Origin of the sequence: Pseudomonas sp., from assembly GCF_030698175.1 — a bacterium.
Taxonomy (GTDB): Bacteria; Pseudomonadota; Gammaproteobacteria; order Pseudomonadales; family Pseudomonadaceae; genus Aquipseudomonas.
Window position 1 is genome coordinate 45,684 of sequence record NZ_JAUYNT010000002.1, and the last position, 25,587, is coordinate 71,270.

The following is a 25,587-nucleotide window of genomic DNA, read 5'->3' on the forward strand; positions in this document are numbered from 1 at the left end:
GGTTGGTTGGACTTGTAGGGTGGGCTTCAGCCCACCGCCGCAGAACGTCGCAATTTTGGTGGGCTAAAAGCCCACCCTACGCCCAGATCCTCTCCCGGCAATCCAGTCGGCCCTTAGCGCTGCTGCAGCGCCTGCGCCGCCGCCAGCACGGCGTCGACATGCCCTGGCACTTTAACGCCACGCCATTCTTGGCGCAGTACGCCGTGCTGATCGAGCAAAAAAGTGCTGCGCTCGATGCCGAGGTATTCCTTGCCGTAGAGCTTTTTCAGCTTGATCACCTCAAACAGCTGGCATAAGGCTTCGTCGCCATCGCTGATCAGCTCGAAGGGGAACTGCTGCTTGCCCTTGAAGTTTTCGTGGGCCTTTAAGCTGTCGCGTGACACGCCAAAAATCTGCGTATTGGCCGCCTGAAATTCGGCATAACGGTCGCGAAAGCCTTGGCCTTCGGTGGTGCAGCCCGGTGTGCTGTCTTTGGGGTAGAAGTAAATCACCACCTGCTGACCCTGCAGCGCGCTCAGCGAAATCTGCTGGCCGCTGGTGGCTTGGGCCTGGAAGTCAGTAATCGGCTGGTCGAGTGCAACGGCCATCTGGAGCTCCGTAGAATCTGTTCAACGCCGCATGAGCAAGCGCAGTAAGTATTGAGCGGGTTCTTATGGATTTTGCGGGCGCCAAGGCTCGATCAGCGAATCCAGATTCAACGCATCGGAGAAATCCAGGAACTGATCGCGCAGCCAGCTGATCTGCGTGCCGGCTGGCAGCGTCACGGTCAGGGTGGCGTTGAGCATGGTGCCGCCGGTTTGTGGCGCCAGGTAGGTTTCGCAGGTCATCGATTCGAGCTCAACCTTATGGTCGATAAAGAACTGGCACAGCTCGTTGAGGATGTCCGGGCGATACACCGAACTGACGTAAGCCACGTAGGGCAGCGCTTGCGGGCGCACCTCTTGGGCGGCGCTACGGGTCACGCTGATAATAAAGTCGTGCTTCTTGGCAAGGCCCGGCAAGCTGGTTTCTAGCCGTGCCAGAGCGTCCCAGCTACCGGCTAGTTGCAATACCAAGGCGCTGTATTCGCCGTGTCGGCTTAGGCGGGTGCTGACCACGGAACAACGGTTTTCATGGCTGGCGCGGCTGAGAATGTTGGTCAACTCCATGGAGTTGGTGCCAAGGGCGCTAATGACAAGAAATTGTTCGCGAGCGGTAGGGGTGGACATGCAGCATTCCTAAGACAAGTGAAGATTTGGCCGATGCCGGCAAACTGGCCTGCAGGTTAGCGAAAAGCAGCGGCGAGGGGAATGCTTGACTGCCGCTCGGTTGCGCTAAGTTGGGCTGGCGGCTGGATCGATTAAGCCGTGCTTGGCGCAAGACAGCCGAGTCCTTCGCTTGTGCAAGGAGGGTGGCGACAGTACCATTGCGCCTCTCTTTTTACGGCAGGAGCGGTGGCATGATTGCGGGCAGTATGGTGGCATTGGTCACGCCAATGGATGCGCAGGGCGGCCTGGACTGGGACAGCCTGAGCAAACTGGTGGACTTCCACCTGCAAGAAGGCACCAACGCCATCGTTGCCGTCGGTACCACTGGTGAGTCGGCGACCCTCGATGTGCATGAGCATGTTGAAGTCATTCGTCGGGTAGTTGCCCAGGTAAACGGCCGCATTCCGGTCATCGCCGGCACCGGTGGTAACTCCACTCGTGAGTCGGTCGAACTGACCCGCGCCGCCAAAGAAGTCGGCGCCGACGCCTGCCTGCTGGTGACCCCGTACTACAACAAGCCGACCCAGGAAGGCTTGTACCTGCATTTTCGGCATATCGCCGAATCCGTGGCCATACCGCAGATTCTTTACAACGTACCGGGCCGCACCGTCTGCGACATGCTGCCGGAAACCGTTGAGCGGCTATCGACGGTGCCGAACATTATCGGCATCAAAGAAGCCACCGGTGATCTGCAGCGCGCTCGGGAAGTGCTCGACCGCGTCAGCAAGGACTTCTTGGTCTATTCCGGTGACGACGCCACCGCCGTTGAGCTGATGCTGATGGGCGGCAAGGGCAATATCTCGGTTACCGCCAACGTCGCGCCACGCCTGATGAGTGAGCTGTGCGCCGCCGCCATGCGCGGTGATGCCGAGGTGGCCCGGGCCATTAACGACCGCCTGATGCCGCTGCACAAGGCGCTGTTTATTGAGTCCAACCCGATTCCGGTGAAGTGGGCTTTGCATGAAATGGGCATGATGCCAGAGGGCATTCGCTTGCCGCTGACGTGGCTCACCCCACGCTGTCAAGAACCGCTGCGTCTGGCTCTGCGCCAGACCGGCGTATTGGTTTAATCGAGGAATTGCTTTTGTTTGAGGAATCGTTGCGCATGAAGCGACTGGCCGGACTCTCCGTACTAGCTCTGATGATCTCCAGCACCAGCGGTTGTGGCTGGCTTTGGGGCGAGGACGGCTACTTCCGTGATCGTGGCAATGATTACCTGGAAGCGCGGGAAACCGCGCCCATGCAATTGCCGGCCGGGGTTAAGGCCAAGCGTCTCGACCCGCTGCTGCCGATTCCGGGCAATGTGGCCGGGGTGCGGGTCGCCGAAGGCGCTGCCGAGTTTGAAGTGCCGCGTCCGCCAGTGCTGAAAGATACCTTGGTCGCCAGCGACTTTAGCCTGCAAAAAAGTGGCGATTCGCGCTGGATAGTGGCTCAGCGCCCGCCCGCTGAAGTGTGGCCGGTGGCCCGCCAGTTCTTCGAAGATAACGGTTTTAAGGTGGTTGACGAGCGCCCGCAAACGGGCGAATTCAGCACCGCCTGGCAGCCGATTGAACAAATATCATCGACTTTGGCACGGCGCCTGAGCAGTCGTGTGGCCTTCTCCGAAGCCGGCGGCGAAACCCGCGTGCGGGTGCGGGTCGAACCTGGCGTGCAGCGCAATACCAGCGAAGTCTTTGTCGTGAGCGCTGAGCGCGCGGCAGGCAGCACCGCAGATCTGCCATGGCCGAGCACGACCGGTAATCCGGGTTTGGAAGCGGCGTTGCTGGATGAAATGCTGGCTAATCTGTCGCGCAGTGCCGAGCAGGGTGGTTCGGTGTCGTTGCTGGCCGGTCAATCCTTCGATACGCCAAGCCGCATCAGCATGATCGCCGACGGTAATGGCAACCCAATCCTTAGCCTTGGTGCCGACCTTGACCGCTCCTGGTCCAGTGTTGGCCGCTCGTTGGACTTGGCGCAAATCCATATCGACGACCTTAACCGCAGCCTCGGTGTGTACTACATCAACCTCGATCCAAGAGCGGGTGCGGATAAAAAACCTGGAATGTTCTCCTGGTTGCCCTTCGTCGGCGGCGCGGCTGATCCGGCTGAAATTGAAGCCAGCGCCGAGCGTTACCAGGTGCGTTTGACCAAGGTGGGCGACAGCGTGCAAGTCTCGGTTGAGAAAGACGCCAACACCATCGCACCTGCCGATGTGGCGCGCAGCATCCTCGGCCGGATTCAAGAAAACCTCGGTTAACCAGCCTGGCGCGGCGCAGTTGTCGCGCCCAGTGAAGGTTTAATTGAGTCAGCAAGCAATAGGCGAAACCCTCGGGTTTCGCCTGTTTCGTTAGATAGCAGCGGAATTTGACCCATGACCAGCCCGACCTCCCTAAGTCTGAAGAAAATCTACTCCGGCAAGGTGCGCGATCTGTACGAAATCGACGCCCAGCGCATGCTGATTGTGGCCACCGACAGATTGTCGGCTTTCGATGTGATCCTCAACGAGCCGATTCCGGAGAAGGGCAAAATCCTCACCGCCATCTCCAATTTCTGGTTCGCCAAGCTGGCCGATCTGGTGCCTAACCACTTCACCGGCGACAAGGTTGAAGACGTGGTCAGCGCCGCCGAGTTGCCCCTAGTCGAAGGTCGCGCCGTGGTCGCCAAGCGTTTGCAGCCAGTGGCCGTCGAGGCGATTGTGCGCGGCTACATCGTCGGTTCGGGCTGGAAGGAATACCAAAAAAGCGGCACCGTCTGCGGCATCCAATTGCCGGCGGGCTTGAAAGAAGCGGCCAAGTTGCCGCAGCCGATCTTTACCCCCTCGACCAAGGCCGCAGTCGGTGATCACGACGAGAACATCTCCTTTGCCCAGTGCGAGGCGATCATCGGTAGCGAGCTGGCCGCCAAGGTCCGTGATACCTCGATTGCCCTGTACAGCGCTGCCGTCGAGTACGCGGCCACGCGCGGCATCATTATCGCCGACACCAAGTTCGAATTCGGTCTGGATGAGCACGGCACCCTGACCCTGATGGACGAGGCACTGACTCCGGATTCCAGCCGCTTCTGGCCGGCCGACAGCTACGCCGAAGGCAGCAACCCGCCGAGCTTCGACAAGCAGTTCGTGCGCGACTGGCTGGAGTCCACCGGCTGGAACAAAGAGCCGCCGGCGCCCGCCGTACCCGCCGATGTCGCGCAGAAAACCGCCGACAAATACCGCGAGGCCCTGACCCGCTTAATGGGTTAACCGCCAACAGCGGTACACAACAAAGGGCAGCTGCGGCTGCCCTTTGGCGTTTTAAGCGGGCGAGTTGACCCGCAACAATTCAGGTTGTTTTCGCCAAGCAATTGATATCAGAAGAAAACTCCGGCAAAAGGGCTTTCGTCTGCACCCTGCGAGCTGTTATCATGCGCGCCGCTGGAGAGATGCCGGAGTGGCCGAACGGGACGGATTCGAAATCCGTTGTACTGGCGACAGTACCTAGGGTTCAAATCCCTATCTCTCCGCCACTAATCATACAAAAACCCCTGAAGCTTTCGAGCTTCAGGGGTTTTTGCGTTATGGGGCCTTCGGGCGGTTGCGTGTTCGGGGCGGAGCCGGGCGAGCTAAAGCGCGGCCTTTAGTGACTGGCTGCTGGTAGCATGAGCGACTGCAGCTATTTCACGCTTTGAGGGATTGAGATGAACCAACCGTTGAATTTCAATCGCGCGCTAGTCGAGAAGTATGATCGTCCGGGGCCGCGCTACACCTCCTATCCGACTGCGCCGCAGTTCCATCAGGCGTTTGCGGTGGACGATTATCACGCGGCCGCCCTGGCCAGTAATCAGGCCGTCGAACCCAAAGCGCTGTCGCTGTATATCCATATCCCGTTCTGCAAGAGCCTTTGCTACTACTGCGCTTGCAATAAGATCATTACCCAGAAGACCCATCGTGCAGTCGAGTACCTGAACTACCTCAAGCGTGAGATCGCCATGCAGGCGGCGCTGTTCGACCCCAGCCGCAAGCTCAGACAATTGCATCTGGGTGGCGGCACGCCGACCTACCTGACTCGCGAGCAGCTGGCCGAGTTGATGGACTGCCTGCATCAGGCGTTCAACCTGGATGACAGCGACGAACACGAGTTCTCCATCGAGGTCGACCCGCGCACCATCAACACCGAGCAGATCGAGCACCTGCGCGAGCTGGGCTTCAATCGCCTGAGTTTCGGCGTGCAGGACTTCGACCCGGATGTGCAGGCCGCGGTTAATCGCCTGCAGAGCGAAGAGCAGATCTACGCCCTGGTGGCCGCTGCCCGTGGGGCCAAATTCAAGTCGGTGAGTGTCGATCTGATCTACGGCTTGCCGCTGCAAACCGTGGCCAGTTTCGACGTGACCCTGAGCAAGATCATCGCCCTGCGTCCGGACCGAATCGCCGCTTATAGCTATGCGCATTTACCGGAACTGGTGCGGGCCCAACGGCTGATCCGCCGCGAGGACATGCCGCCGCCCGAGCGCAAGCTGGAGTTGCTGGAGCTGACCATCAGCCGCCTGACCGCCGCCGGTTATGTGTATATCGGCATGGACCACTTCGCCTTGCCGGATGACGAGCTGGCCCTGGCCCGCGCCAACGGCACCCTGCAGCGCAATTTTCAGGGCTATTCGACCTTCGCCGAGTGCGACCTGATTGGCCTTGGCGTGTCGGCCATCGGCAAGGTTGGCGACACCTACAGTCAGAGCGTCAAGGAGCTTTCGCAGTACTACGCGCGCCTCGATCAGGGCCTGTTGCCGGTGCATCGCGGCTATCGCCTGAATGCCGACGACCAGCTGCGCCGCGAGGTGATCAGCGACCTGATGTGCCATGGCCGGATCGACTTTTCCAGCATCGAGGCGCGCCACAACATTCGCTTCAAAGACTACTTTGCCGAGGCCTTGGGCAAGCTTGATGAGCAGGTGGCCGACCAGTTGTTGGAAATTCACGACGACGCGCTGGTGCTGTTGCCCCAGGGGCATTTGCTGATGCGCAGCGTGGCCATGGCCTTCGATGCCTATATCGGCGGCGAGCAAAAAGGCCGCTTCTCACGCACGGTTTGAGGAGGTTTGGGTGAGCAGTTACGCACTGTTGCACATGCTGCATTTGCTGGGCGCCATCGGCTTTATCGGCACGCTGTTCTACGAGGTGCTGATCCTCGCCAAGGTCAAGCCGCAGCTCGATCCTGCGCAGCTGGGCACTCTGGAACGTGCGCTCGGTGCCCGTACCCGCACGGTGCTGCATTGGCTGGTGCTGCTGGTGTATGGCGCCGGCTTTGGCTTGGCTTGGCAGCATCGGCAGGCGCTCAGTGCGCCTTTCGCCAGCAGTTTTGCCACCTTGCTGACGCTGAAAATCACCCTGGCGCTGAGCGTGTTTATCAGCTTCGGCGCGGTGGCCATGCTGCTGCGCAGCGGGCGCATGACGCCGGCACTGTATCGCCAACTGCACTGGGCCGTGCTGGCGCAGATGCTGGCCATAGTGCTGCTGGCCAAGGCGATGTTCTATCTGCACTGGTAGGCATGCTGGTGGCGGGGGCTTTGCCTTGGGGATGTCCCCGTTATGTGTTGCAAAGCGCAAGCCCCTAGCCTCTGGTTTCTGACCCATATGACGTGGGGGGAAATAACGATTGTGGCCCAGTCGAATTGCAGGTGTCACGCCTGCTTCGCGGTGCCCTTTGTTACCAAAAACCGCTCCTACACAAGCCCGGCACCTGCAATAATTTCATCGGCTGTCTCCCTGTAGGAGCGGATTTATCCGCGATTGGTCAGTGCTGACAGCACAAGTATCAAGGCTGATCCCCCCAAGAGAAAGGTTCGGCCCCTCGCAACGCATAACTGGTACATAGCCTTTATGGCCGGATTGGCGATGACCTGGGTCAAGTTTCAGCGTGTTTGCGTGCGCCGTGATAGGCGCTGATTCAGCCCCTCGAACATCCTCGGTTTTACCTGCGGAGCTGGCTATGGTGATGCTTCAGTCATCGCCCAGACCGACCCGAGGTTCGCCATGCATTTTGCCTACAGTCCCCGCACCGAAGCACTGCGTCAGCAAGTACGGAGCTTTCTCGATACCCATATAGTGCCGCGCATCGGCGCCTGGCAGGCGGAGGTGGCGGCTGGGCATTTCCCGGTGTCGTTTATGGCCGATTTGAAGGCCCTGGCCCGCAGCGAGGGACTGTGGAATCTGTTTCTGCCGGCGCTGCAGGCGGATGAGCCGGGCACCGCCTTGAGCAATCTGGAATACGCGCCCCTGGCGGAAATCATGGGGCGGGTGTCCTGGGCCTCCGAGGTGTTCAACTGCAGCGCGCCGGACACCGGCAATATGGAGCTGCTGCACCTGTTTGCCACGCCCGAGCAACGCCAGCGCTGGTTGTTGCCGTTGCTGGACGGCGCGATGCGTTCGGCCTTTGCCATGACCGAGCCGGACGTCGCGTCCTCCGATGCCAGCAATATCCAGACCCTGATCCGCCGTGACGGTGACCAGTATGTGATCAACGGCCGCAAATGGTTTATCACCAACGCCGCGCACCCCGATTGCAAGTTGCTGATAGTGATGGGCAAGACCGCCCCGGACGCCGAGGCCCACCAGCAACAGAGCATGCTGCTGGTGCCGTTCGACACGCCGGGGGTGGAGCTGCTGCGCAATATCCCGGTGCTCAATCACCTGGCGCCCGAAGGCCACAGTGAGTTGCTGCTGCGCAATGTGCGGGTGCCGCTGGCCAATCTGCTGGGCGCCGAGGGCGAGGGTTTTATGATGGCCCAGGCGCGCCTTGGACCTGGGCGCATCCACCACTGCATGCGCTCGATCGGCATGGCCGAGCTGGCGCTGGAACTGATGGTCGAGCGCTGTCAGGAGCGCAAGGCGTTCGGCAAATACCTGCACCAGTACGCCAATATCGGCGATTGGATCGCCGAGTCGCGCATCGAGATCGAGCAGGCGCGGCTGCTGGTGCTGAAGGCCGCCTGGATGATAGACGCAGTCGGCGCCAAGGCCGCGCGCAAGGAAATCGCCATGATCAAGGCGCTGGTGCCGGCCATGCACTGCCGGGTGGTCGACCGCGCGATCCAAGTGTACGGCGCCATGGGCCTGACCCCGGATACGCCGCTGGCCGATATGTGGACCGCTGGCCGCGCCTTGCGCTTTGCCGATGGTCCGGACCAGGTGCACCTGCGCGGCATTGCCCACCTGGAGCTCAAAGCCAGTGCCGCGCAACGCGGTGCTACTGCGGCTTATCTGACTCCACCCGGTCGAGATTAACCTCGCGCCGCGTGCGCCGGCGCGCCTCTGGTTTTTGCATTACTTGATTCGTATCAAGGGGAGGGCGAATGGGTATCCCCTAGCATGCCCATACGTTCTAGCCGCCTAAGGCGGATATTCCATATGCAAACCTGTCAGCTGCAGAATGAAATCCCCTGTCGTTCACCTGCCAGCACTACGGTGCCCATTCGATCCAGCCGCCAAAGCCGCTCAATCATGAACAACCCGCCCTCCCTGCACAGTGCCTGGCGCTCATGGGGGCTGGCGGTCGCGGTGTTGTTCGCGCTCCTGTTCGCAACCTTCCAGGGGGCACAGGCCAAGCCTTACGGTGACATCGAACAGCAACGCATCGACTCGATCTTCCCAGGTGCCGATGCGCCTTCCGAGCCGCAAGGCGAATTCAAGGTGCGCACCCTGTCCAGTGGCGGCAAGGTGCTCGGCTATGTATTCCAGAGCCTGGATGTGGTCGATATTCCGGCCTACTCCGGCAAGCCGATCAATATGCAGGTGATCCTCGACACCGCCGGCGTGATTCAGGACGCCTATGTGCTTGAGCACCACGAGCCGATTCTGCTGATCGGCATCCCCGAAGCCAAGTTGCACGCCTTCAACGCCAAGTACCGAGGGATCAAGGTCAACCAGCGGGTGGTGGTCGGCCGTTCCAGTGACCCGGATGCGGTGACTGTCGATGCGGTCACCGGCGCCACTGTGACGGTGATGGTGGTCAACGAGGTGGTGATGCGCGCTGCGCACAAGGTGGCGGTGTCGCTCGGTTTGATCGAAGACGCTGCGAGCCTGGCGCAGAAACCCGCCAGCGTGCGCCTGGATAACTACCAGAGCGCCGATTGGGCTCAGCTCACCGGCAGCGGCGCGATCCGCCGCCTGCACCTGACCCGTGGCCAGGTCGATACGGCCTTCAAGGGCACCGAGGCCGAAGGGGTGGACGTGGCCGCGCCCGAGCAGGTGGATGAGACCTTTATCGATCTCTACAGCGCGCACCTGAATGCGCCGACCATCGGCCGCAATCTGCTCGGCGACAACCAGTACCGTCTGCTTATGGCGGCGCTCAAGCCCGGCGAGCAGGCGATTGCCGTGCTGGGCAGCGGCAGCTATTCGTTCAAAGGTTCGGGCTATGTGCGCGGTGGCATTTTCGACCGGGTGCAGCTGCGCCAGTTTGGCGAAACCATCAGTTTTCGTGACCGCGATTTCGAGCGGCTGAGCGATGTGTATGCCAAGGGCATGCCGGACTTCAGCGAGATGGCGATCTTTATCGTGCGTGCGCCGGCCGGTTTCGATCCGGGCTCGCCCTGGGTTCTGGAGCTGTTGGTGAAGCGGCAGACCGGGCCGACCAGCGGCATGTTCAGCAGTTTCGAACTTGCTTACCAGCTGCCCGAGGAATACCTCGATCGGCCGCTGCCCAGCGCCGCCGAGCTCGCCGCCATCGACGAAGCCAATCGCCCGTTGTGGCTGAATATCTGGTACCAGAAGAGCTTCCAGATCGGCGTGATACTGGTCGCCTTGTTGCTGCTCACGCTGATCCTGTTCCTGCAGGACAAGTTCACCCGGCGCCCGCACTTCCTGCATTGGTTGCGCCGTGGTTACCTGATTTTTACCGTGGTGTTTATCGGTTGGTACGCCCTGGGCCAGTTGTCGGTGGTCAATGTGCTGACCTTCGTGCATGCGCTGGTGCAGGATTTTCGCTGGGAGCTGTTTCTCACCGATCCGGTGATCTTCATTCTCTGGACCTTCACCGCCGCCAGCATCCTGCTCTGGGGGCGCGGCGTGTTCTGTGGCTGGCTGTGCCCGTTCGGCGCCCTGCAGGAGCTGATCAACGAGGCTGCGCGCAAGCTCAAGGTGCCGCAGTACGAACTGCCCTTCGCGGTGCATGAGCGGCTGTGGGCGATTAAATACATCATCCTCTTGCTGCTGTTCGGCCTGTCGCTGGAGTCGCTGTCCAGCGCCGAGCGCTTCGCCGAAGTAGAGCCGTTCAAGACTGCCATCACCCTCAAGTTCGACCGCCAATGGTGGTTCGTGCTCTACGCGGTGATCTTGCTGGTGATCAATATTTTCACCCGCAAGGTCTACTGCCGTTACGTCTGCCCGCTGGGCGCGGCGCTGGCCATTCCAAGCAAGTTTCGCCTGTTCGACTGGCTCAAGCGCCGTAAGGAATGTGGCAACCCTTGCCAGCTATGCGCCAAGGAATGCGAGATCCAGGCGATCCACCCGGACGGCCATATCAATCACAACGAGTGCCATTACTGCCTCGATTGCCAGATGACCTACCACAACGACGACAAGTGCCCGCCGCTGCTTCTCAAGCAGAAGAAACGCAACAAGCTGGCGCCCCTGCAACCCGGTTCGACAGCCCCAGATTTGATTCCAGTAGTGCAAGTGGTTGTGCCCTGAACCAGCCCTGTAGGGCTTGCGTGGTTCGCTCGACAACCGACTTTTCCCATCCAAGGAGCAGAACCTATGAGCGATAAAGAGTCGAAGAACAGCCCGCAACTCGATGCCCAGCAGCAAGCCGAATTGCTGGAGAAATCCGGCTTTAGCCGGCGCGGCTTCCTCGGTGTCGGCGCGGTGACCGGCGCTGCCCTGGTTGGCGCCACTGCGCTGGGTAGCGCGGTAATGACCCGCGAGTCCTGGGCGGCGGCGGTCAAGGAGTCGAAGTCGAAGATTCATGTCGGCCCTGGCGAGCTGGATGAGTACTACGGCTTCTGGAGCGGCGGCCATCAGGGCGAAGTACGGGTGATGGGCGTGCCCTCGATGCGTGAATTAATGCGCATCCCGGTATTCAACGTGGATTCGGCCACCGGTTGGGGGCTGACCAACGAAAGCAAACACATCATGGGCGAGAGCGCCAAGTTCCAGAACGGCGATTGCCACCACCCGCATATCTCCATGACTGACGGCCAGTACGACGGCAAATACCTGTTCATCAACGACAAGGCCAATAGCCGGGTCGCGCGCATCCGTCTGGACATCATGAAGTGCGACAAGATGCTCACCGTGCCCAACGTGCAGGCCATCCACGGCCTGCGCCTGCAGAAGGTGCCGCATACCAAGTACGTGTTCGCCAACGCCGAGTTCGTCATTCCACACCCTAACGATGGCATCAATTTCGATCTGCAGGACAAGAACGCCTACACCATGTTCAACGCCATCGATGCCGAGAAGATGGAGATGGCCTTTCAGGTCATAGTCGACGGCAACCTGGACAACACCGACGCCGACTACACCGGCAAGTACGCCGCCTCCACCTGTTACAACTCCGAGAAGGCCTACGACCTCGGCGGCATGATGCGCAACGAGCGTGATTGGGTGGTGGTGTTCAACATCAAGCGCATCGAAGCGGCGATCAAGGCCGGCAAGTTCACCACCCTCGGCGACTCCAAGACCCCGGTGGTCGACGGCCGTGCTGGCTCGCAACTGACCCGCTATATCCCGGTGCCGAAGAACCCCCACGGCTGCAACACCTCGTCGGATGGCAAGTACTTTATCGCCAACGGCAAGCTGTCGCCGACCTGCTCGATGATTGAAATCGCCAAGCTCGACGACCTGTTCGACGACAAACTCAAGGACCCGCGCGACACCATCGTCGGTGAGCCCGAACTGGGCCTGGGGCCGCTGCACACCACCTTCGACGGTCGCGGCAACGCCTACACCACCCTGTTTATCGACAGCCAGGTGGTCAAGTGGAACATGGACGAGGCCGTGCGCGCCTACAAGGGCGAGAAGGTCAACTACATCAAGCAGAAGCTCGATGTGCACTACAACCCAGGGCATAACCACGCGTCGCTCTGCGAAACCCGCGACGCCGACGGCAAGTGGCTGATAGTGCTGAGCAAGTTCTCCAAGGACCGCTTCCTGCCGACCGGCCCGCTGCACCCGGAAAACGATCAGTTGATCGACATCTCCGGCGACGAAATGAAGCTGGTACACGATGGCCCGGCCTTCGCCGAACCCCACGATTGCATCCTGGCGCGCCGCGACCAGATCAAAACCAAGAAGATCTGGGATCGCAACGATGCCTTCTTCGCGCCGACCGTCGAACGGGCGAAAAAGGATGGCATCAAGCTGGAGGCCGATAACAAGGTTATCCGCGAGGGCAACAAGGTCCGCGTGTACATGACCTCGATGGCGCCAGCCTTCGGCCTGACCGAGTTTAAGGTCAAGCAGGGCGATGAAGTCACAGTGACCATCACCAACATCGATCAGATCGAGGACGTGTCTCACGGTTTCGTCATGACCAATCACGGCGCCAGCATGGAGATCAGCCCGCAGCAGACCTCGTCGATCACCTTTATCGCCGACAAGCCCGGCCTGCATTGGTACTACTGCAGCTGGTTCTGCCATGCCCTGCACATGGAAATGGTCGGCCGCATGCTGGTCGAACCGGCGTAAGGGCACAGCCCCGTAGCCCGGATTGCATCCGGGTTACGGGCTAACCGCTAAATGGCTCAAGGTAAACCGCAGTGTTAAACACCCAGGCAATAGCATGGCTGCACGCCAGCACACTGTTGCTGCTGATTTTCTGTGGCGCTGCCCAGGCGGCGCCGCAACCCATCACCACGCTGCCGCTGCAGGCCGAGGGTGACAATCGCTGGCGGCTGCCCGCCGGCGAATACCGAGGCTCGTTCAGCGTCGATCAGCCGATGCACATTTTTTGCGAACCCGGCGCCGTGTTGCAGGGCCAGGGGCAGGGCAACGGCCTGATCATCAGTGCGCCCGAGGTGACCGTCGAAGGCTGCACGCTGCTCGACTGGGGCCGCGACATGACCGCCATGAACGCCGCCGTGTTTATCCAGCCCAAGGCGCGTGGCGCGGTGATCAAGGGCAACCGCCTGCAGGGTCCGGGCTTTGGCATCTGGGTCGATGGCACGGCGGATGTCAGCCTGATCGGCAACAGCATTCAGGGCGATGCCAGCATCCGCTCCCAGGATCGCGGCAACGGCATTCACCTGTATGGGGTGCGCGGCGCCAAGGTCATCGGCAACCAGGTGCGCGATGCCCGCGACGGCATCTATATCGACACCTCCAACGGCAACCTGCTTGAAGGCAACACCCTGGAAGACCTGCGCTACGGCGTGCACTACATGTTCGCCAACGACAACCAGCTGCTCGGCAACACCACCCGCCGCACCCGCACCGGCTATGCGCTGATGCAGAGCCGCAAGCTGACGGTGATCGGCAATCGCTCCGAGCAGGACGAGAACTACGGCATCCTGATGAACTACATCACCTATTCGACCATTCGCGACAACGTCGTCAGTGATGTGCGCAGCGGCAGTGGCTCGACCGGTGACAGCATGATTGCCGGCGCCGAGGGCAAGGCGCTGTTTATCTACAACTCGCTGTTCAACAGTATCGAGCACAACCATTTTCAAGGCAGCGCCCTGGGCATTCACCTGACCGCCGGCTCCGAGGACAACCGCATCGTCGGCAATGCTTTTGTCGATAACCAGCAGCAGGTCAAGTACGTCGCGGTGCGCACCCAGGAGTGGTCGGTGGCGGGGCGCGGCAACTACTGGAGCGATTACCTGGGCTGGGATCGCAACGACGATGGCCTGGGCGATATTGCCTACGAACCCAACGACAACGTCGACCGCCTGCTGTGGCTGTACCCGCAGGTGCGCCTGTTGATGAACAGTCCGGGCATCGAGTTGCTGCGTTGGGTGCAGCGCGCCTTCCCGGTACTGAAATCCCCAGGCGTGCAGGACAGCCATCCGCTGATGCGCTTGCCGACCACCGATCTGCTGCCAGCCAGCCAGGAGCCAACGCCATGAATGCCGTCGAAATCGAAGGCGTCAGCCAGCACTACGGCAACCTGACCGTGCTGCACGACTTGCACCTGAACCTGGGCGAAGGCGAAGTGCTCGGTCTGTTCGGCCACAACGGCGCCGGCAAGACCACCAGCATGAAGCTGATTCTCGGCCTGTTGCAGGCCAGCAGCGGTCGGGTGCAGGTGCTCGGGCGCAGCCCGAATGATTCGCTGGTACGCCAGCAACTCGGCTATCTGCCGGAGAACGTGACCTTCTACGCCCAGCTCAGCGGCCGCGAGACCTTGCGCCATTTCGCCCGCCTCAAGGGCGCCGCGCTGGCGCAGGTGGACGAGTTGCTGGAGCAAGTCGGTCTGGCCGCTGCCATGGATCGGCGGGTCAAGACCTATTCCAAGGGCATGCGTCAGCGCTTGGGTTTGGCCCAGGCGCTGCTCGGCGCGCCGCGCCTGTTATTGCTTGATGAACCCACGGTGGGCCTCGACCCAATCGCCACCCAGGATCTCTACCAGTTGGTTGATCGCCTGCGTCAGCAGGGCACCAGCATCATCCTCTGCTCCCATGTGTTGCCGGGAGTCGAGGCGCATATCAACCGCGCGGCGATTCTCGCCCATGGTCGTCTGCAGGCGGTCGGCAGCTTGGCCTGCCTGCGCGAAGATGCTGGCTTGCCGGCGGTGATCCGCGCCAGTGGGCTGCAACACCGCGCGCAGTTGCTGCAACGCTGGCACGCCGACGGGCATCAGGCCCGCTCGCTGGGCGTCGACGGCATCGAAGTGGTGGCGATCAACGGCGACAAACTCGACCTGCTCCGCGAACTGCTCGGCGCAGGCGGCGCCCAGGACATCGACATTCATCAACCGTCGCTGGAGGACCTCTACCGGCACTACATGGATCACGCCCAAGCGGCTCAGCCAGGGGAGGGCGCACGATGAACACGGTCTGGAATATTGCCCGCAAGGAACTCAGCGACGGCCTGCGCAACCGCTGGTTGCTGGCCATCAGCCTGCTGTTCGCGGTGTTGGCGGTGGGCATCGCCTGGCTTGGCGCGGCGGCGTCCGGGCAACTGGGCTTCACCTCGATCCCGGCGACCATCGCCAGCCTGGCCAGCCTGGCGACTTTTCTGGTGCCGCTGATCGCCTTGCTGCTGGCCTACGACGCCATAGTCGGCGAGGACGAGGGCGGCACCCTGATGCTGTTGCTGACCTATCCCCTGGGGCGCGGCCAGCTGCTGTTGGGCAAGTTCGTCGGCCACGGCCTGATCCTGGCGCTGGCCACCTTGATCGGCTTCGGCTGCGCGGCCCTGGCCATCGGCGTGCTGGTCGAGGATGTCGAGCTGGGCCTGCTGGCCTGGGCCTTCGGCCGCTTTATGTTGTCTTCGACCTTGCTCGGTTGGGTATTCCTGGCCATGGCTTATGTGCTGAGCAGCGCCGTCAGTGAAAAATCCAGCGCCGCCGGGCTGGCCCTGGGCGTGTGGTTCCTCTTCGTGCTGGTGTTCGATCTGGCCTTGCTGGCGCTGCTGGTGCTGAGCGAAGGCAAGTTCAACCCCGAGCTGCTGCCCTGGTTGCTGTTGCTCAACCCGACGGATGTCTACCGCTTGATCAACCTGTCCGGTTTCGAAGGCGGCGGCAGCGCCGTCGGTGTCATGGCCCTGGGCGGCGACCTGCCGGTGGACGGCCGGCTGCTGTGGCTGTGCCTGCTGTTATGGGTCGGCGCACCGCTGCTGTTGGCCTATGGGGTGTTTCTGCGCCGGCCGACGTGATGTTTAAGGCTCTGTCCCCATTACCTGTTGCAGGCAAAACGTAGGGTGGGTTAGTGGCGCGGGACAGGGATTGAAAATCAACTGCGCAATGTGTGCGCCACGTAACCCACCATGGCGCTCGACCGGCAAACCGCATGGTGGGTTACGCGGCGCCTTGCTTGCGCGGTGATGCAAACAACCACCGCCCGCGCCGCTAACCCACCCTACGAATTACCGCGCACCAGGCATCGCCTAACCGACCCACACACCTCAACACTTAACGGGTACATAGCCATTTTTAACCTATCGAGGAGAGCCAATGAAACGCTTGTTAAAAAGCGCTGAGCTATGCCTGCTGGCGCTGCTGCTTGGGCTTGGGTTGCTGGCCTGTAGCAAACCCGAGGAGGCGCAACTGAGCTTTATTCCGCAGGCCTTCCACGCCACTGACGAGTGCCATGTGTGCGGCATGATTATCGGCGACTTTGCCGGCCCCAAAGGCCAGGCGGTGAGCAAGGCGGGGGTGAAGAAATTCTGTTCCGCCGCCGAGATGCTCGGCTGGTGGTTGCAGCCGGAAAACCGTATCGGCGCTGCCAAGCTCTATGTCCACGACATGGGCCGTAGCGATTGGGCCAAGCCCGCTGACAGCCACCTGATCGACGCCACCCAGGCGTTCTACGTGGTCGATCTGGCCGACAGTGGGCTCAGCGGCGCCATGGGCGCGGTGTTGGCCTCGTTCGCCGACGAACAGGCCGCGCGCAAACTCGCCGCCACCCATCACGCTCGGGTGCTGCGGTTCGCCGAAATCGACCAGACGGTCTTGCAACAGGCGGCCGCCATGCAACATGGCCAGGCCCATTAGCGCCAAGGCCGCGCCTCGATAATCCTCGCTCCACACCACGCGCGGCAAAGCTGATTGCGATCAAGTCGCCAACCCTCTCCCTCGCTGTAAAAAGGCCTTATCGGGGGCAGCGTCCGCTGCTCTGGATCGGAAACCGGTCGCCCATGATTGTCTCTCTGGGTGACCCTGCCGCTCGGCGTTGCCGGGCATCGGAGAGCATCGATGAAAAACGAATTCCAGGACCGCCTGGCCGTGGTCACCGGCGCCAGTTCGGGAATCGGTTTGGCGCTGTGTGCGGCCTTGTTGCAACGCGGCGCCCAGGTGGTGGCCATGTCCCGCACGCTCGGCGAGTTGCCGGTGCTGCTGGAGACTTACGGCGAGCGTTTGCACTGGCAGGCCGGCGACGTCACCTGCCAGGCCGACCTCGACAGCCTGGCCGAGCGGGCTGCCCGTCTGGGGCCGGTGGATTATCTGGTGCCCAACGCCGGCATTGCCGAACTGGCCGATTGCCTGGATCTCGGCGCCTTCGACCGGCAATGGGCGGTCAATGGTGCGGGGGCTTTGAACACCTTGGCGGCGCTGCTCGACACCCTGGCCAAGCCGGCCTCCGTGGTGTTCGTCAGCACCTTTCTGAGCCATTTGACCTTTCCCGGCCTGGCCGCCTATATCGCCAGCAAAGCGGCCTTGGCCGCCCAGGTGAAAACCATCGCCGTGGAGCTAGCGGCCTTGGATCTGCGCATCAACCTGGTCTCGCCAGGCCCTACCGCGACGGCGATCTGGGGCACCCTGGGGTTGACCGACGAGCAGTTGGGCGACGTCGCCGATACGGTGGCCAAACGGCTGTTGCCCGGTCATTTTCTCGAAGCGGCGGCGGTGGCTAACGTCATCTTGTTCCAGCTGTCCCAGGGCGCCCGCGGCGTCTATGGCCAGGATTGGGTGGTCGACAACGGCTATACGCTGGGCTGAAAACTCTCGCCTGCGGCGGTGGAGGCACCCGTTTGTGACTGTACGGTTTGCGCTGATTCTGATGATCTTTCCTGCAAAGCGCTCGGCGCAAATCGTGCAATCCATAGCTGGGACACCGGCAAAAAAAGGCTCTATCCAGTTACGTGTTGCACACAGCTTTTGTAGGGTGGGTTAGGCGCGAACCATGGCTTGCCAACAACGCAAAACCCGACCGCGCCGTAACCCACCATGGCGCTCGACCGGCAAACCGCATGGTGGGTTACGCGGCGCCCGGCTTGCGCGGCGATGCAAGCAACCACCGCCCGCGCCGCTAACCCACCCTACGAATTACCGCGCACTAGGCATCGACTAACCGACCCGCACGCTGCAACTCATGGCTGGGAAACAGGCAAAAAAAAGCCGCTCACTTGGTTTGCGTGAACGGCATCTGCAACCTGCTTGGTTACTTGAGGCTCAACACCCATTCGGCGAGGATCTTGGCTTCTGCGTCGGTGACTGGGTTGGCCGGCATCGGCATCGGCCCCCAAGCGCCCTGGGTGCCATTCTTGATACGTCCGGCCAACAGCTCGGCGGCGCCTTCGGTGCCGGCGTATTTGGCCGCCACGTCCTTCAACGCCGGGCCGACCAGCTTCATGTCGACGTTGTGGCAGGCGGCGCAGGGCTTGCTCTTGAACAGTGCTTCAGCGGCTGCGGGGTCGGCGGCCAGGGCAGTTTGCAGGCTCAGTGCTGCACCTAGGGCTAACAGCGGAGTCAGAAACTTCTTCATGGTATTTCCTCAAGGCGAGTGGCGCGGGCGCTATGCAACCCACGTCGTTATGGCAAAGGTTGTACCGGGCCCCGTGTTGGTGAGGCGTTCAGTGACAGTCTGCTCCAAAGGATTCCAACATAGCCAGGTAGAACTTTTTACGGCTTGATCTCAATCAACTGCTGGGTCAGTGCAAGGTGCGCCCAGGCGCCGCAGGGGTTAATGCGGCTGATCTTTTGCTGCCTGGCGTGCGGCTCATCGTCGATCGGCTTGACCGCAATCAAGTGCGGCGGCTGGATCGCTTGAGCGCGACGTCTCGCCACGGGTAGCGTACAGGCATGATTAATCCGCTGAGGTATCTGCCGTGAATGCGCCTGCCAAACTCGTCGTCGAAACCCTTGCCGCCCGGGCTGCGCCGTTTTATCAGGCGCAGGGCAACGAAGAAGTGCTGTTCCAGCAGGCCTGGCAGCATGGCATGCCGGTGCTGATCAAGGGCCCGACCGGCTGCGGCAAGACCCGTTTCGTCCAGCACATGGCTCACCGTCTGAATCTGCCGCTGTTTACCGTGGCCTGCCATGACGACTTGAGCGCCGCCGACCTGGTCGGTCGTCACCTGATCGGCGCCCAGGGCACCTGGTGGCAGGACGGCCCGCTGACCCGCGCGGTGCGCGAAGGCGGTATCTGCTACCTGGATGAAGTGGTCGAGGCGCGCCAGGACACCGCCGTGGTGCTGCACCCGCTGGCCGATGACCGCCGCGAGCTGTACCTCGAACGCACCGGTGAAGTGCTGCGCGCACCACCGGGTTTTATGCTGGTGGTGTCTTACAACCCCGGTTACCAGAACCTGCTCAAGGGCATGAAGCCCAGCACCCGCCAGCGCTTCGTGGCCTTGCGTTTCGGCTACCCGCCGGTGGCCGAGGAGGAGCGCATCGTCGCCAATGAGGCTCAGGTGGATGCGGCGCTCGCGGCCCAGGTGGTAAAGCTCGGCCAGGCGTTGCGCCGCCTGGAACAGCACGATCTGGAAGAAGTGGCCTCGACTCGGCTGCTGATTTTCGCCGCACGGATGATCCGCTCCGGCATGAGCCCGCGCGAGGCCTGTCTGGCCTGCCTGGCCGAACCGCTGTCGGATGACCCGCAAACGGTGGCGGCGTTGATGGACGTGGTTGATGTGCACTTCGCCTGACGCGCTGGCAACGCACGACTGCATGGATGCAGGAGGTAGGGCGACGCAGGAAGTCAAAGCCGAGGTAGTTTTTCAGCGGCCTGCAAAGCGTCTGCCGGGCGACTTGGCCATGTGGTTTTTCATCCTCGCCGAGCTGACGGTATTTGCTCTGCTGATTGTCACCTTTGCGGTGACCCAGGCCTTGCAGCCGGCCTTGTTTCACGCCAGCCGCGCGGCGCTGGACAGCTCCATCGGTCTGGCGCTGACCCTGAGTTTGCTGACCGCCGGTTTGTTCGCCGCCCTGGCGCAAGAGCAGGTGCGTCGGGGCCGCTCGCGGCGGGGTGGCTGGTTGTTGCTGGCGGCGTTGTTGGCGGCCAGCCTGTATGTGGGCTTGAAACTCAGCGAATACCAGCATCTGGCCGGGCTGGGCCTGGGCATGGAGCACAACAACTTCTTCACCCTGTATTGGATTCTTACCGGCTTTCACTTCCTGCATGTGCTGCTGGGCATGCTGATTCTGGCCTGGCTGGCGCTGCGCTGCTGGCGCCGCAGCCAGGCCGCCGATGACGCGGCGCTGGAGTCGGGCGTGCTCTATTGGCACATGGTCGATCTGATCTGGGTGCTGCTGTTTCCCCTGGTGTACGTGCTCAATTGATGAGGTTGCCGTGGTCACTTCACGCGTACTGATACTTTGCTGGCTGGGCCTGGTGGCGTTGTCGGTCAGCAGCGTGCAGCTGGGCAATGCCGGGGCTGGTTTGCTGTTGGCGGCGGCGGTCTTATTGGCGGCCCTGGGCAAGGCCTGGCTGATTGCCGATGGCTTTATGCACCTGCGCCACGCCCCGCCGCTGTGGCGTGGGTTGCTGCTGGGCTGGCCGCTGGTGGTGGGCGGGGTGGTGCTGGGGACGCTGTGCGCGATCTAGGCTAATGATGCTCGACCGCCGCAGTTGTGTTGTCTGAAGGATTGGTTGACTCGCTACGCTCGCCCTTCGGGCCAGCCTGCGGCTGTTACTGCGCTTCGCTGCGTTGCGCCCTTACGGCGGCTCACTTTTGGCAGTCGCCCCAAAAGTAAGCAAAAAGTCTTGCCCCATGCATCCGGCCCGCCTGCGGCGACTTGATTCGCTGCGCTCACCCTTCGGGCCAGCCGGAGGCTGTTACTCCGCTACGCTGCGTTTCCTCACTCCATCATTGCTCCAGGGGCCCGCCGCGAAGGGCCATCCCTGGCCCATCGTGGCTTTCGCGGCATCCATGCCGCTCAACCCCTTACGCAACGATTCCACTCGGCCTCCTGAAAGGGGCGTTTGTCCCGGCTCGGATGGATGGGTTCGACGTGGGAGTTTGTCGGCGCATAAGGCTGATGCAGCGAACCAAGCGATTACACGACACCGCTGTAGCACCGGTTTTTCCTGGGTTGGCCGCAGTTGTGTTGGTTGGGCTATCGGTTGATCCGCTCCACTCGTCTTACGGGCCTACCTGCGCCGCCATGTCGAACCCATCCATTCGCACCAGGACAAACGCCCCTTTTCAGCAGGCCGAAGCCAATTGTTGTGCAGTGGGTTGAGCGGCAGGATGCCGCGAGAGCTGCGTTGGGCCATGGATGGCCCGTCGCAGCGTGCCCACGGAGCAATGATTGGCTGAGGGCAGTCGAGCGCAGCGAGACCCGGATGGCAGGGGCAAGCCCTCTTGGTTACTTCTGGGGCGACTGCCAGAAGTGACTCGCCGTAAGGGCGAAACCGTTAGGTCAGGCGATACAACTGCGGCGGTCGAACATTAATTTCAAAGCCCAGCCCCCACCTCAATACCCGAGCCTAACCATCAAGCTTTCTTGATTGCCATCAAGCGGTTTTGCGCGGGGCGGTTCCTACAATGGGCTCGCCAAGTAAAGAGGAAACGGCCATGTCAGAGACATTCACGAAGAGCATGGCCAGGAATATTTACTTTGGGGGGAGCGTGTTCTTCTTCCTGGTATTCCTGGCTTTGACTTATCACACCGAGCAGACCTTCCCCGAGCGGACCAATGCCTCACAGCTGACCGAGGCGGTGGTACGCGGCAAGTTGGTCTGGGAGCAAAACAACTGCATCGGCTGCCACACCCTGCTGGGCGAGGGTGCGTATTTCGCTCCCGAGCTGGGCAATGTGTTTGTCCGCCGCGGTGAGGACGCCGGCTTTAAGCCGTTCCTGCAGGCCTGGATGAAGCTTCAGCCGCTGGGCGTGCCCGGTCGCCGGGCGATGCCGCAGTTCCATCTGAGCACCCAGGAAGTGGACGACATCGCCGAGTTCCTCAAGTGGACCTCGAAGATCAATACCAACAAATGGCCGCCAAACAAGGAGGGCTGATAGATGAACATTGCAAATCCACATCTGAAATTCGCCTCGCAAGCCGTGGCTAAACCCTACTTCGTGTTTGCCCTGATCTTGTTTCTCGGCCAGGTGCTGTTCGGTTTGATCATGGGCCTGCAATACGTGGTGGGAGATTTTCTGTTCCCACTGATCCCCTTCAACGTGGCGCGGATGGTGCACACCAACCTGCTGATCGTCTGGCTGCTGTTCGGCTTTATGGGCGCGGCTTATTACCTGATCCCCGAGGAGGCCGACCGCGAACTGCACAGCCCGAAACTGGCGATGATCCTGTTTTGGGTATTCGCCGCCGCCGGTGTGCTGACCATTCTCGGCTACCTGTTGGTGCCCTATGCGGGCCTGGCCAAGTTGACCGGCAATGACCTACTGCCGACCATGGGCCGGGAGTTCCTTGAGCAGCCGACCATCACCAAGATGGGCATTGTGGTGGTGGCCCTGGGCTTTCTCTACAACATCGGCATGACCCTGCTTAAGGGCCGCAAGACCACCATCAGCCTGGTGATGATGACCGGCCTGATTGGCTTGGCGGTGTTCTTCTTGTTCTCCTTCTACAACCCGGAAAACCTGGCGCGCGACAAGTACTACTGGTGGTTTGTGGTGCACCTGTGGGTGGAAGGCGTGTGGGAACTGATTATGGGCGCGATGCTGGCCTTCGTGCTGGTCAAGATCACCGGCGTGGACCGCGAAGTGGTCGAGAAGTGGCTGTACGTGATCATCGCCATGGCGCTGATTACCGGCATCATCGGCACTGGTCACCATTTCTTCTGGATCGGTGCGCCCGAGGTGTGGCTGTGGGTCGGTTCGATCTTCTCCGCCCTGGAGCCGGTGCCGTTCTTTGCCATGGTGTTGTTCGCCTTCAGCATGGTCAGCAAACGTCGGCGGCAACACCCGAACCGGGCCGCCACCTTGTGGGCCAAGGGCACTACGGTCACCGCGTTCTTCGGTGCCGGCGTGTGGGGCTTCTTGCACACCCTGGCGCCGGTGAACTACTACACCCACGGCTCGCAGCTCACCGCCGCTCACGGTCACCTGGCTTTCTACGGTGCCTACGCGATGATCGTGATGACCCTGATCAGCTACGCCATGCCGCGTTTGCGGGGCATCGGCGAGGCGAACGATGAGCGCTCGCAGACGATGGAGGTCTGGGGCTTCTGGCTGATGACGCTGTCGATGGTGCTGATCACCCTGTTCCTCACCGCCGCTGGGGTGATGCAGGTGATGTTGCAGCGCATGCCGACCGATGGCACGGCCCTGTCGTTTATGACCACGGTCGACCAGTTGCAAGTGTTCTTCTGGCTGCGACTCGGCGCCGGGGTGGGCTTCTTCATCGGTCTGGGTTGCTATCTGTTCAGCTTCAAACGCCGTGGTCAGGATGTGCTGGTGGGTGTGGCAGCCGCCAGCGCTTAAGGCGCCTGCGTTAACCAAGGCTCGGCCCGGCTGGTACAGCGGGCCGTTGTTGTTTGTGGACCACCACGAGGGCAACCCCATGGCCTTTACCGTCGAACTGGAAGAATGGGTCGGCAGTGTCTGGCACCGCTTTATCACCCGTCGTGCCAGCCCGGATTTCCCTGAGGCGCGGGTCGAGCTGGCCAGTCTGCAACGCCCGCTGGCGCTGTTGTTTCGCGCCATGGGCGGCGCCAGCGGGATCGGCGTGGAAGCCGCCAGCCCGCGCCAGTTACTGCTACGGCGTAACCTGCTGCAGCAAGTGGCCGGCACCTGCAAACAGCTGCCGGTGGCCTGGTGCGATGCCAGCAATCTACGCCTGCCGCCGAGCCTGGCGGTGTACCCGGATGTTGGTTTGAACCAGGAGCTGTATCGCTGGTTGGCCTTGCTGGCCGCGCAAGCGAGTGACATGCGTCACTGGGCGCGGGACAACCAACGCTGGACGCAAACCCTGCTGCAAGGTTATCCGGCCCTGCGCCCGCGCTACCAACGCCTGGTCGAGGCCCATCTGCAGTTACGTCCCGATCCGCGCCAGCTCGGCGCGGACGAGGCGGCGCTGGAGCGGGCGCTGTGTCAGGCGCTGCGCGAACCTGGCAGCGTCAGCGATTTCCCGCGCAGCGAACGGGCGCCCTGGCCTTTGCCGCTGTGGCTGTACCCGGCGCAAAACCTCGGCGAGCCCCAGGCCTGTGAGCTGGGCGAGGACAGCGATGGCTACCTGCTGACCGCCCCCGAGCAACAGCAACTGGTGCGCAAGCAGGCCAAGCGGGTCGAGGAAAGCACCAGCAAGGGCGGCCTGTTGATCTTCCGCCTGGAGAACCTGTTCAGCTGGTCCGAGCATGTCGAGCTGGACCGTTGCAGCGATGACAGCGAAGACCTGGACGCCGCCCGGGTGGCGGAAGATCTCGACGAACTGGCGCTGTCCAAACAACGGCTGCGCAAAGGCGGTGGCCTGAAGCTGGACCTGGACCTGCCGCCGGCGGATGTCGACGACATTCCCCTCGGGGATGGCATCAAGTTGCCGGAGTGGGATTACCGCAAGCAGTGCCTGCACAAGGATTTCGTCAACTTGCAGATGTATCTGCCGCGCGGCAGCGAGTCGCAGCCTTTGCCGCTGCGTCTGGCGCCACTGGCCCAGCGCCTGCGTCGCCAGTTCGAGCACCTGCGCAATGACCGTCAGTGGCTACGCCAGCAACCCCAGGGCAGCGAACTGGACCTGCAGGCCTGGGTGGATTTTCACGTCGAGCGCCAGCACGGCCAATGCGCCGAGCGCGGCCTGTTTATGCAGCAGCGCACCACCCGCCGCGACCTGGCTTGCCTGCTGCTGGCCGACCTGTCGATGTCCACCGATGCGCACCTGGACGACGAGCATCGGGTGATCGAGGTGATCATCGACAGCCTGCTGCTGTTCGGCGAAACCCTCTCGACCCTGGGCGATCAGTTCGCCCTGTACGGCTTCTCGTCCCTGCGCCGGCAACAGGTGCGCATGCAGGAGCTGAAATCCTTCAGCCAGCGTTATGACGACCAGACCCGCGGGCGCATTCAAGCCCTCAAACCCGGCTACTACACCCGCATGGGCGCGGCCATCCGCCAAGCCACCCAGCTGATGGGCCAGTGCAAGCAAAAGCGCAAATTGTTGTTACTGGTCACCGATGGCAAGCCCAACGACCTGGATCTGTACGAGGGCCGATACGGCGTCGAAGACACCCGCGAGGCGGTGCTGGAAGCCCGCCGCGCCGGCCTGCTGCCGTTCTGCATCACCATCGACCAGCAGGGCGGCGATTACCTGCCCTATATGTTCGGCGCCAACGGCTACACCCTGATCCGCCAGCCACAGCAATTGCCACTGCGTTTGCCGCAGCTGTATCGGCAGCTGACTCAGGCGTGAGGGGGCGTAGCCCGGATGCAATCCGGGGCAATCGAGCACGCCAAGCCGTGCCCGGCTGATTGGCTAGGGCTTGGCTGGTGAGGGGGTATGTGGCTATGTCCCAGTTATGTGTTGCAAAGCGCAACTCCCATAGCCTCTGGTTTGTGACCCAGATGAATATGGGAAAAAGAACGGTTGTGGCCCTGCAGGATTGTCGG

23 protein-coding genes and 1 tRNA gene are annotated in these 25,587 nt (G+C 61.8%); 20 read left to right on the forward strand and 4 right to left on the reverse strand.

What is annotated here, in order from left to right; all coding sequences use genetic code 11:
• Positions 1-113 precede the first annotated feature (113 nt).
• Together Q8R10_RS00885 and Q8R10_RS00890 are read right to left on the reverse strand one after the other, a co-directional pair.
• Positions 114-587, reverse strand: a complete 474-nt coding sequence (locus Q8R10_RS00885) for a peroxiredoxin (RefSeq protein WP_305650148.1) — start codon at positions 585-587, stop codon at positions 114-116.
• Between the two features lie 63 nt (positions 588-650).
• Positions 651-1,208 (reverse strand): glycine cleavage system protein R, encoded by a 558-nt coding sequence (locus Q8R10_RS00890; protein WP_305650150.1) that lies wholly within the window; start codon positions 1,206-1,208, stop codon positions 651-653.
• Between the two features lie 230 nt (positions 1,209-1,438).
• Between Q8R10_RS00890 and dapA the strand changes: the two genes are divergently transcribed.
• From dapA to Q8R10_RS00960, 14 genes are all read left to right on the forward strand, one after another.
• Complete coding sequence (gene dapA, locus Q8R10_RS00895) at positions 1,439-2,317, forward strand: 4-hydroxy-tetrahydrodipicolinate synthase (RefSeq protein ID WP_305650152.1); 879 nt, start codon at positions 1,439-1,441, stop codon at positions 2,315-2,317.
• Between the two features lie 35 nt (positions 2,318-2,352).
• Positions 2,353-3,483 (forward strand): outer membrane protein assembly factor BamC, encoded by a 1,131-nt coding sequence (gene bamC, locus Q8R10_RS00900; RefSeq protein WP_305650154.1) that lies wholly within the window; start codon positions 2,353-2,355, stop codon positions 3,481-3,483.
• Between the two features lie 114 nt (positions 3,484-3,597).
• Complete coding sequence (locus Q8R10_RS00905; protein ID WP_305650156.1) at positions 3,598-4,467, forward strand: phosphoribosylaminoimidazolesuccinocarboxamide synthase; 870 nt, start codon at positions 3,598-3,600, stop codon at positions 4,465-4,467.
• A gap of 173 nt (positions 4,468-4,640) precedes the next feature.
• Positions 4,641-4,730 (forward strand) — tRNA-Ser (locus Q8R10_RS00910).
• Positions 4,731-4,901: 171 nt separating this feature from the next.
• Positions 4,902-6,290 carry an oxygen-independent coproporphyrinogen III oxidase gene (hemN, locus tag Q8R10_RS00915; RefSeq protein ID WP_305650158.1) on the forward strand — a complete coding sequence of 463 codons (1,389 nt, stop codon included), beginning with the start codon at positions 4,902-4,904 and terminating at the stop codon, positions 6,288-6,290.
• A 34-nt stretch (positions 6,291-6,324) separates the two neighbouring features.
• Complete coding sequence (locus tag Q8R10_RS00920) at positions 6,325-6,744, forward strand: CopD family copper resistance protein (RefSeq protein ID WP_305650218.1); 420 nt, start codon at positions 6,325-6,327, stop codon at positions 6,742-6,744.
• Positions 6,745-7,230: 486 nt separating this feature from the next.
• Entirely contained in the window at positions 7,231-8,481 is a 1,251-nt protein-coding gene (locus Q8R10_RS00925; protein WP_305650160.1) for an acyl-CoA dehydrogenase family protein, read from the forward strand.
• 216 nt (positions 8,482-8,697) lie between these two features.
• Entirely contained in the window at positions 8,698-10,887 is a 2,190-nt protein-coding gene (gene nosR / locus Q8R10_RS00930) for a transcriptional regulator NosR (protein WP_305650162.1), read from the forward strand.
• A gap of 66 nt (positions 10,888-10,953) precedes the next feature.
• Positions 10,954-12,885, forward strand: a complete 1,932-nt coding sequence (gene nosZ / locus Q8R10_RS00935; protein ID WP_305650164.1) for a TAT-dependent nitrous-oxide reductase — start codon at positions 10,954-10,956, stop codon at positions 12,883-12,885.
• 98 nt (positions 12,886-12,983) lie between these two features.
• Positions 12,984-14,267 carry a nitrous oxide reductase family maturation protein NosD gene (locus tag Q8R10_RS00940; RefSeq protein WP_371133276.1) on the forward strand — a complete coding sequence of 428 codons (1,284 nt, stop codon included), beginning with the start codon at positions 12,984-12,986 and terminating at the stop codon, positions 14,265-14,267.
• Entirely contained in the window at positions 14,264-15,190 is a 927-nt protein-coding gene (locus Q8R10_RS00945) for an ABC transporter ATP-binding protein (protein ID WP_305650166.1), read from the forward strand. The genes Q8R10_RS00940 and Q8R10_RS00945 overlap by 4 nt, the downstream gene beginning before the upstream one ends.
• Complete coding sequence (locus Q8R10_RS00950; protein WP_305650168.1) at positions 15,187-16,017, forward strand: ABC transporter permease; 831 nt, start codon at positions 15,187-15,189, stop codon at positions 16,015-16,017. The genes Q8R10_RS00945 and Q8R10_RS00950 overlap by 4 nt, the downstream gene beginning before the upstream one ends.
• A gap of 298 nt (positions 16,018-16,315) precedes the next feature.
• Entirely contained in the window at positions 16,316-16,855 is a 540-nt protein-coding gene (locus Q8R10_RS00955; RefSeq protein ID WP_305650170.1) for a nitrous oxide reductase accessory protein NosL, read from the forward strand.
• A 201-nt stretch (positions 16,856-17,056) separates the two neighbouring features.
• The gene (locus Q8R10_RS00960) at positions 17,057-17,800 is read left to right on the forward strand and encodes an SDR family NAD(P)-dependent oxidoreductase (protein WP_305650172.1); all 744 of its coding nucleotides are present in this window, start codon (positions 17,057-17,059) and stop codon (positions 17,798-17,800) included.
• Positions 17,801-18,242: 442 nt separating this feature from the next.
• On the opposite strand, the gene Q8R10_RS00965 is transcribed toward Q8R10_RS00960, so the two are convergent.
• Both Q8R10_RS00965 and Q8R10_RS00970 read right to left on the reverse strand, forming a co-directional pair.
• The gene (locus tag Q8R10_RS00965) at positions 18,243-18,566 is read right to left on the reverse strand and encodes a c-type cytochrome (protein WP_305650174.1); all 324 of its coding nucleotides are present in this window, start codon (positions 18,564-18,566) and stop codon (positions 18,243-18,245) included.
• 137 nt (positions 18,567-18,703) lie between these two features.
• On the reverse strand, positions 18,704-18,868 hold the full coding sequence (locus Q8R10_RS00970) for a hypothetical protein (protein ID WP_305650176.1): 165 nt from the start codon (positions 18,866-18,868) through the stop codon (positions 18,704-18,706).
• Between the two features lie 41 nt (positions 18,869-18,909).
• On the opposite strand from Q8R10_RS00970, the gene Q8R10_RS00975 reads away from it, so the two are divergent.
• The 6 genes from Q8R10_RS00975 to Q8R10_RS01000 all read left to right on the forward strand — a co-directional run bounded on the left by Q8R10_RS00975 (position 18,910) and on the right by Q8R10_RS01000 (position 25,390).
• Positions 18,910-19,728 (forward strand): CbbQ/NirQ/NorQ/GpvN family protein, encoded by an 819-nt coding sequence (locus Q8R10_RS00975; RefSeq protein ID WP_305650178.1) that lies wholly within the window; start codon positions 18,910-18,912, stop codon positions 19,726-19,728.
• 109 nt (positions 19,729-19,837) lie between these two features.
• Complete coding sequence (locus Q8R10_RS00980; protein ID WP_305650180.1) at positions 19,838-20,362, forward strand: cytochrome c oxidase subunit 3; 525 nt, start codon at positions 19,838-19,840, stop codon at positions 20,360-20,362.
• A 10-nt stretch (positions 20,363-20,372) separates the two neighbouring features.
• A complete protein-coding gene (locus tag Q8R10_RS00985) occupies positions 20,373-20,627 on the forward strand; it encodes a cytochrome C oxidase subunit IV family protein (protein WP_305650182.1) in 255 nt (84 codons plus the stop codon).
• A 973-nt stretch (positions 20,628-21,600) separates the two neighbouring features.
• Positions 21,601-22,041: a cytochrome c gene (locus tag Q8R10_RS00990; RefSeq protein ID WP_305650184.1), complete on the forward strand. Its 441-nt coding sequence runs from the start codon at positions 21,601-21,603 to the stop codon at positions 22,039-22,041.
• Between the two features lie 3 nt (positions 22,042-22,044).
• Entirely contained in the window at positions 22,045-23,469 is a 1,425-nt protein-coding gene (locus Q8R10_RS00995; RefSeq protein ID WP_305650185.1) for a cbb3-type cytochrome c oxidase subunit I, read from the forward strand.
• A gap of 79 nt (positions 23,470-23,548) precedes the next feature.
• Positions 23,549-25,390 (forward strand): nitric oxide reductase activation protein NorD, encoded by a 1,842-nt coding sequence (locus Q8R10_RS01000; RefSeq protein ID WP_305650187.1) that lies wholly within the window; start codon positions 23,549-23,551, stop codon positions 25,388-25,390.
• The last annotated feature ends 197 nt before the right edge of the window (positions 25,391-25,587 follow it).

Excerpts from the sequence above, each read along its gene's own strand:
- Q8R10_RS00885 (WP_305650148.1), bottom strand. The coding sequence starts at position 587 with ATGGCCGTTGCACTCGACCAGCCGATTACTGACTTCCAGGCCCAAGCC.
- Q8R10_RS00890 (WP_305650150.1), bottom strand. The coding sequence starts at position 1,208 with ATGTCCACCCCTACCGCTCGCGAACAATTTCTTGTCATTAGCGCCCTT.
- dapA (WP_305650152.1), top strand. The coding sequence starts at position 1,439 with ATGATTGCGGGCAGTATGGTGGCATTGGTCACGCCAATGGATGCGCAG.
- bamC (WP_305650154.1), top strand. The coding sequence starts at position 2,353 with ATGAAGCGACTGGCCGGACTCTCCGTACTAGCTCTGATGATCTCCAGC.
- Q8R10_RS00905 (WP_305650156.1), top strand. The coding sequence starts at position 3,598 with ATGACCAGCCCGACCTCCCTAAGTCTGAAGAAAATCTACTCCGGCAAG.
- hemN (WP_305650158.1), top strand. The coding sequence starts at position 4,902 with ATGAACCAACCGTTGAATTTCAATCGCGCGCTAGTCGAGAAGTATGAT.
- Q8R10_RS00920 (WP_305650218.1), top strand. The coding sequence starts at position 6,325 with ATGCTGCATTTGCTGGGCGCCATCGGCTTTATCGGCACGCTGTTCTAC.
- Q8R10_RS00925 (WP_305650160.1), top strand. The coding sequence starts at position 7,231 with ATGCATTTTGCCTACAGTCCCCGCACCGAAGCACTGCGTCAGCAAGTA.
- nosR (WP_305650162.1), top strand. The coding sequence starts at position 8,698 with ATGAACAACCCGCCCTCCCTGCACAGTGCCTGGCGCTCATGGGGGCTG.
- nosZ (WP_305650164.1), top strand. The coding sequence starts at position 10,954 with ATGAGCGATAAAGAGTCGAAGAACAGCCCGCAACTCGATGCCCAGCAG.
- Q8R10_RS00945 (WP_305650166.1), top strand. The coding sequence starts at position 14,264 with ATGAATGCCGTCGAAATCGAAGGCGTCAGCCAGCACTACGGCAACCTG.
- Q8R10_RS00950 (WP_305650168.1), top strand. The coding sequence starts at position 15,187 with ATGAACACGGTCTGGAATATTGCCCGCAAGGAACTCAGCGACGGCCTG.
- Q8R10_RS00955 (WP_305650170.1), top strand. The coding sequence starts at position 16,316 with ATGAAACGCTTGTTAAAAAGCGCTGAGCTATGCCTGCTGGCGCTGCTG.
- Q8R10_RS00960 (WP_305650172.1), top strand. The coding sequence starts at position 17,057 with ATGAAAAACGAATTCCAGGACCGCCTGGCCGTGGTCACCGGCGCCAGT.
- Q8R10_RS00965 (WP_305650174.1), bottom strand. The coding sequence starts at position 18,566 with ATGAAGAAGTTTCTGACTCCGCTGTTAGCCCTAGGTGCAGCACTGAGC.
- Q8R10_RS00980 (WP_305650180.1), top strand. The coding sequence starts at position 19,838 with ATGTGGTTTTTCATCCTCGCCGAGCTGACGGTATTTGCTCTGCTGATT.
- Q8R10_RS00990 (WP_305650184.1), top strand. The coding sequence starts at position 21,601 with ATGTCAGAGACATTCACGAAGAGCATGGCCAGGAATATTTACTTTGGG.
- Q8R10_RS00995 (WP_305650185.1), top strand. The coding sequence starts at position 22,045 with ATGAACATTGCAAATCCACATCTGAAATTCGCCTCGCAAGCCGTGGCT.
- Q8R10_RS01000 (WP_305650187.1), top strand. The coding sequence starts at position 23,549 with ATGGCCTTTACCGTCGAACTGGAAGAATGGGTCGGCAGTGTCTGGCAC.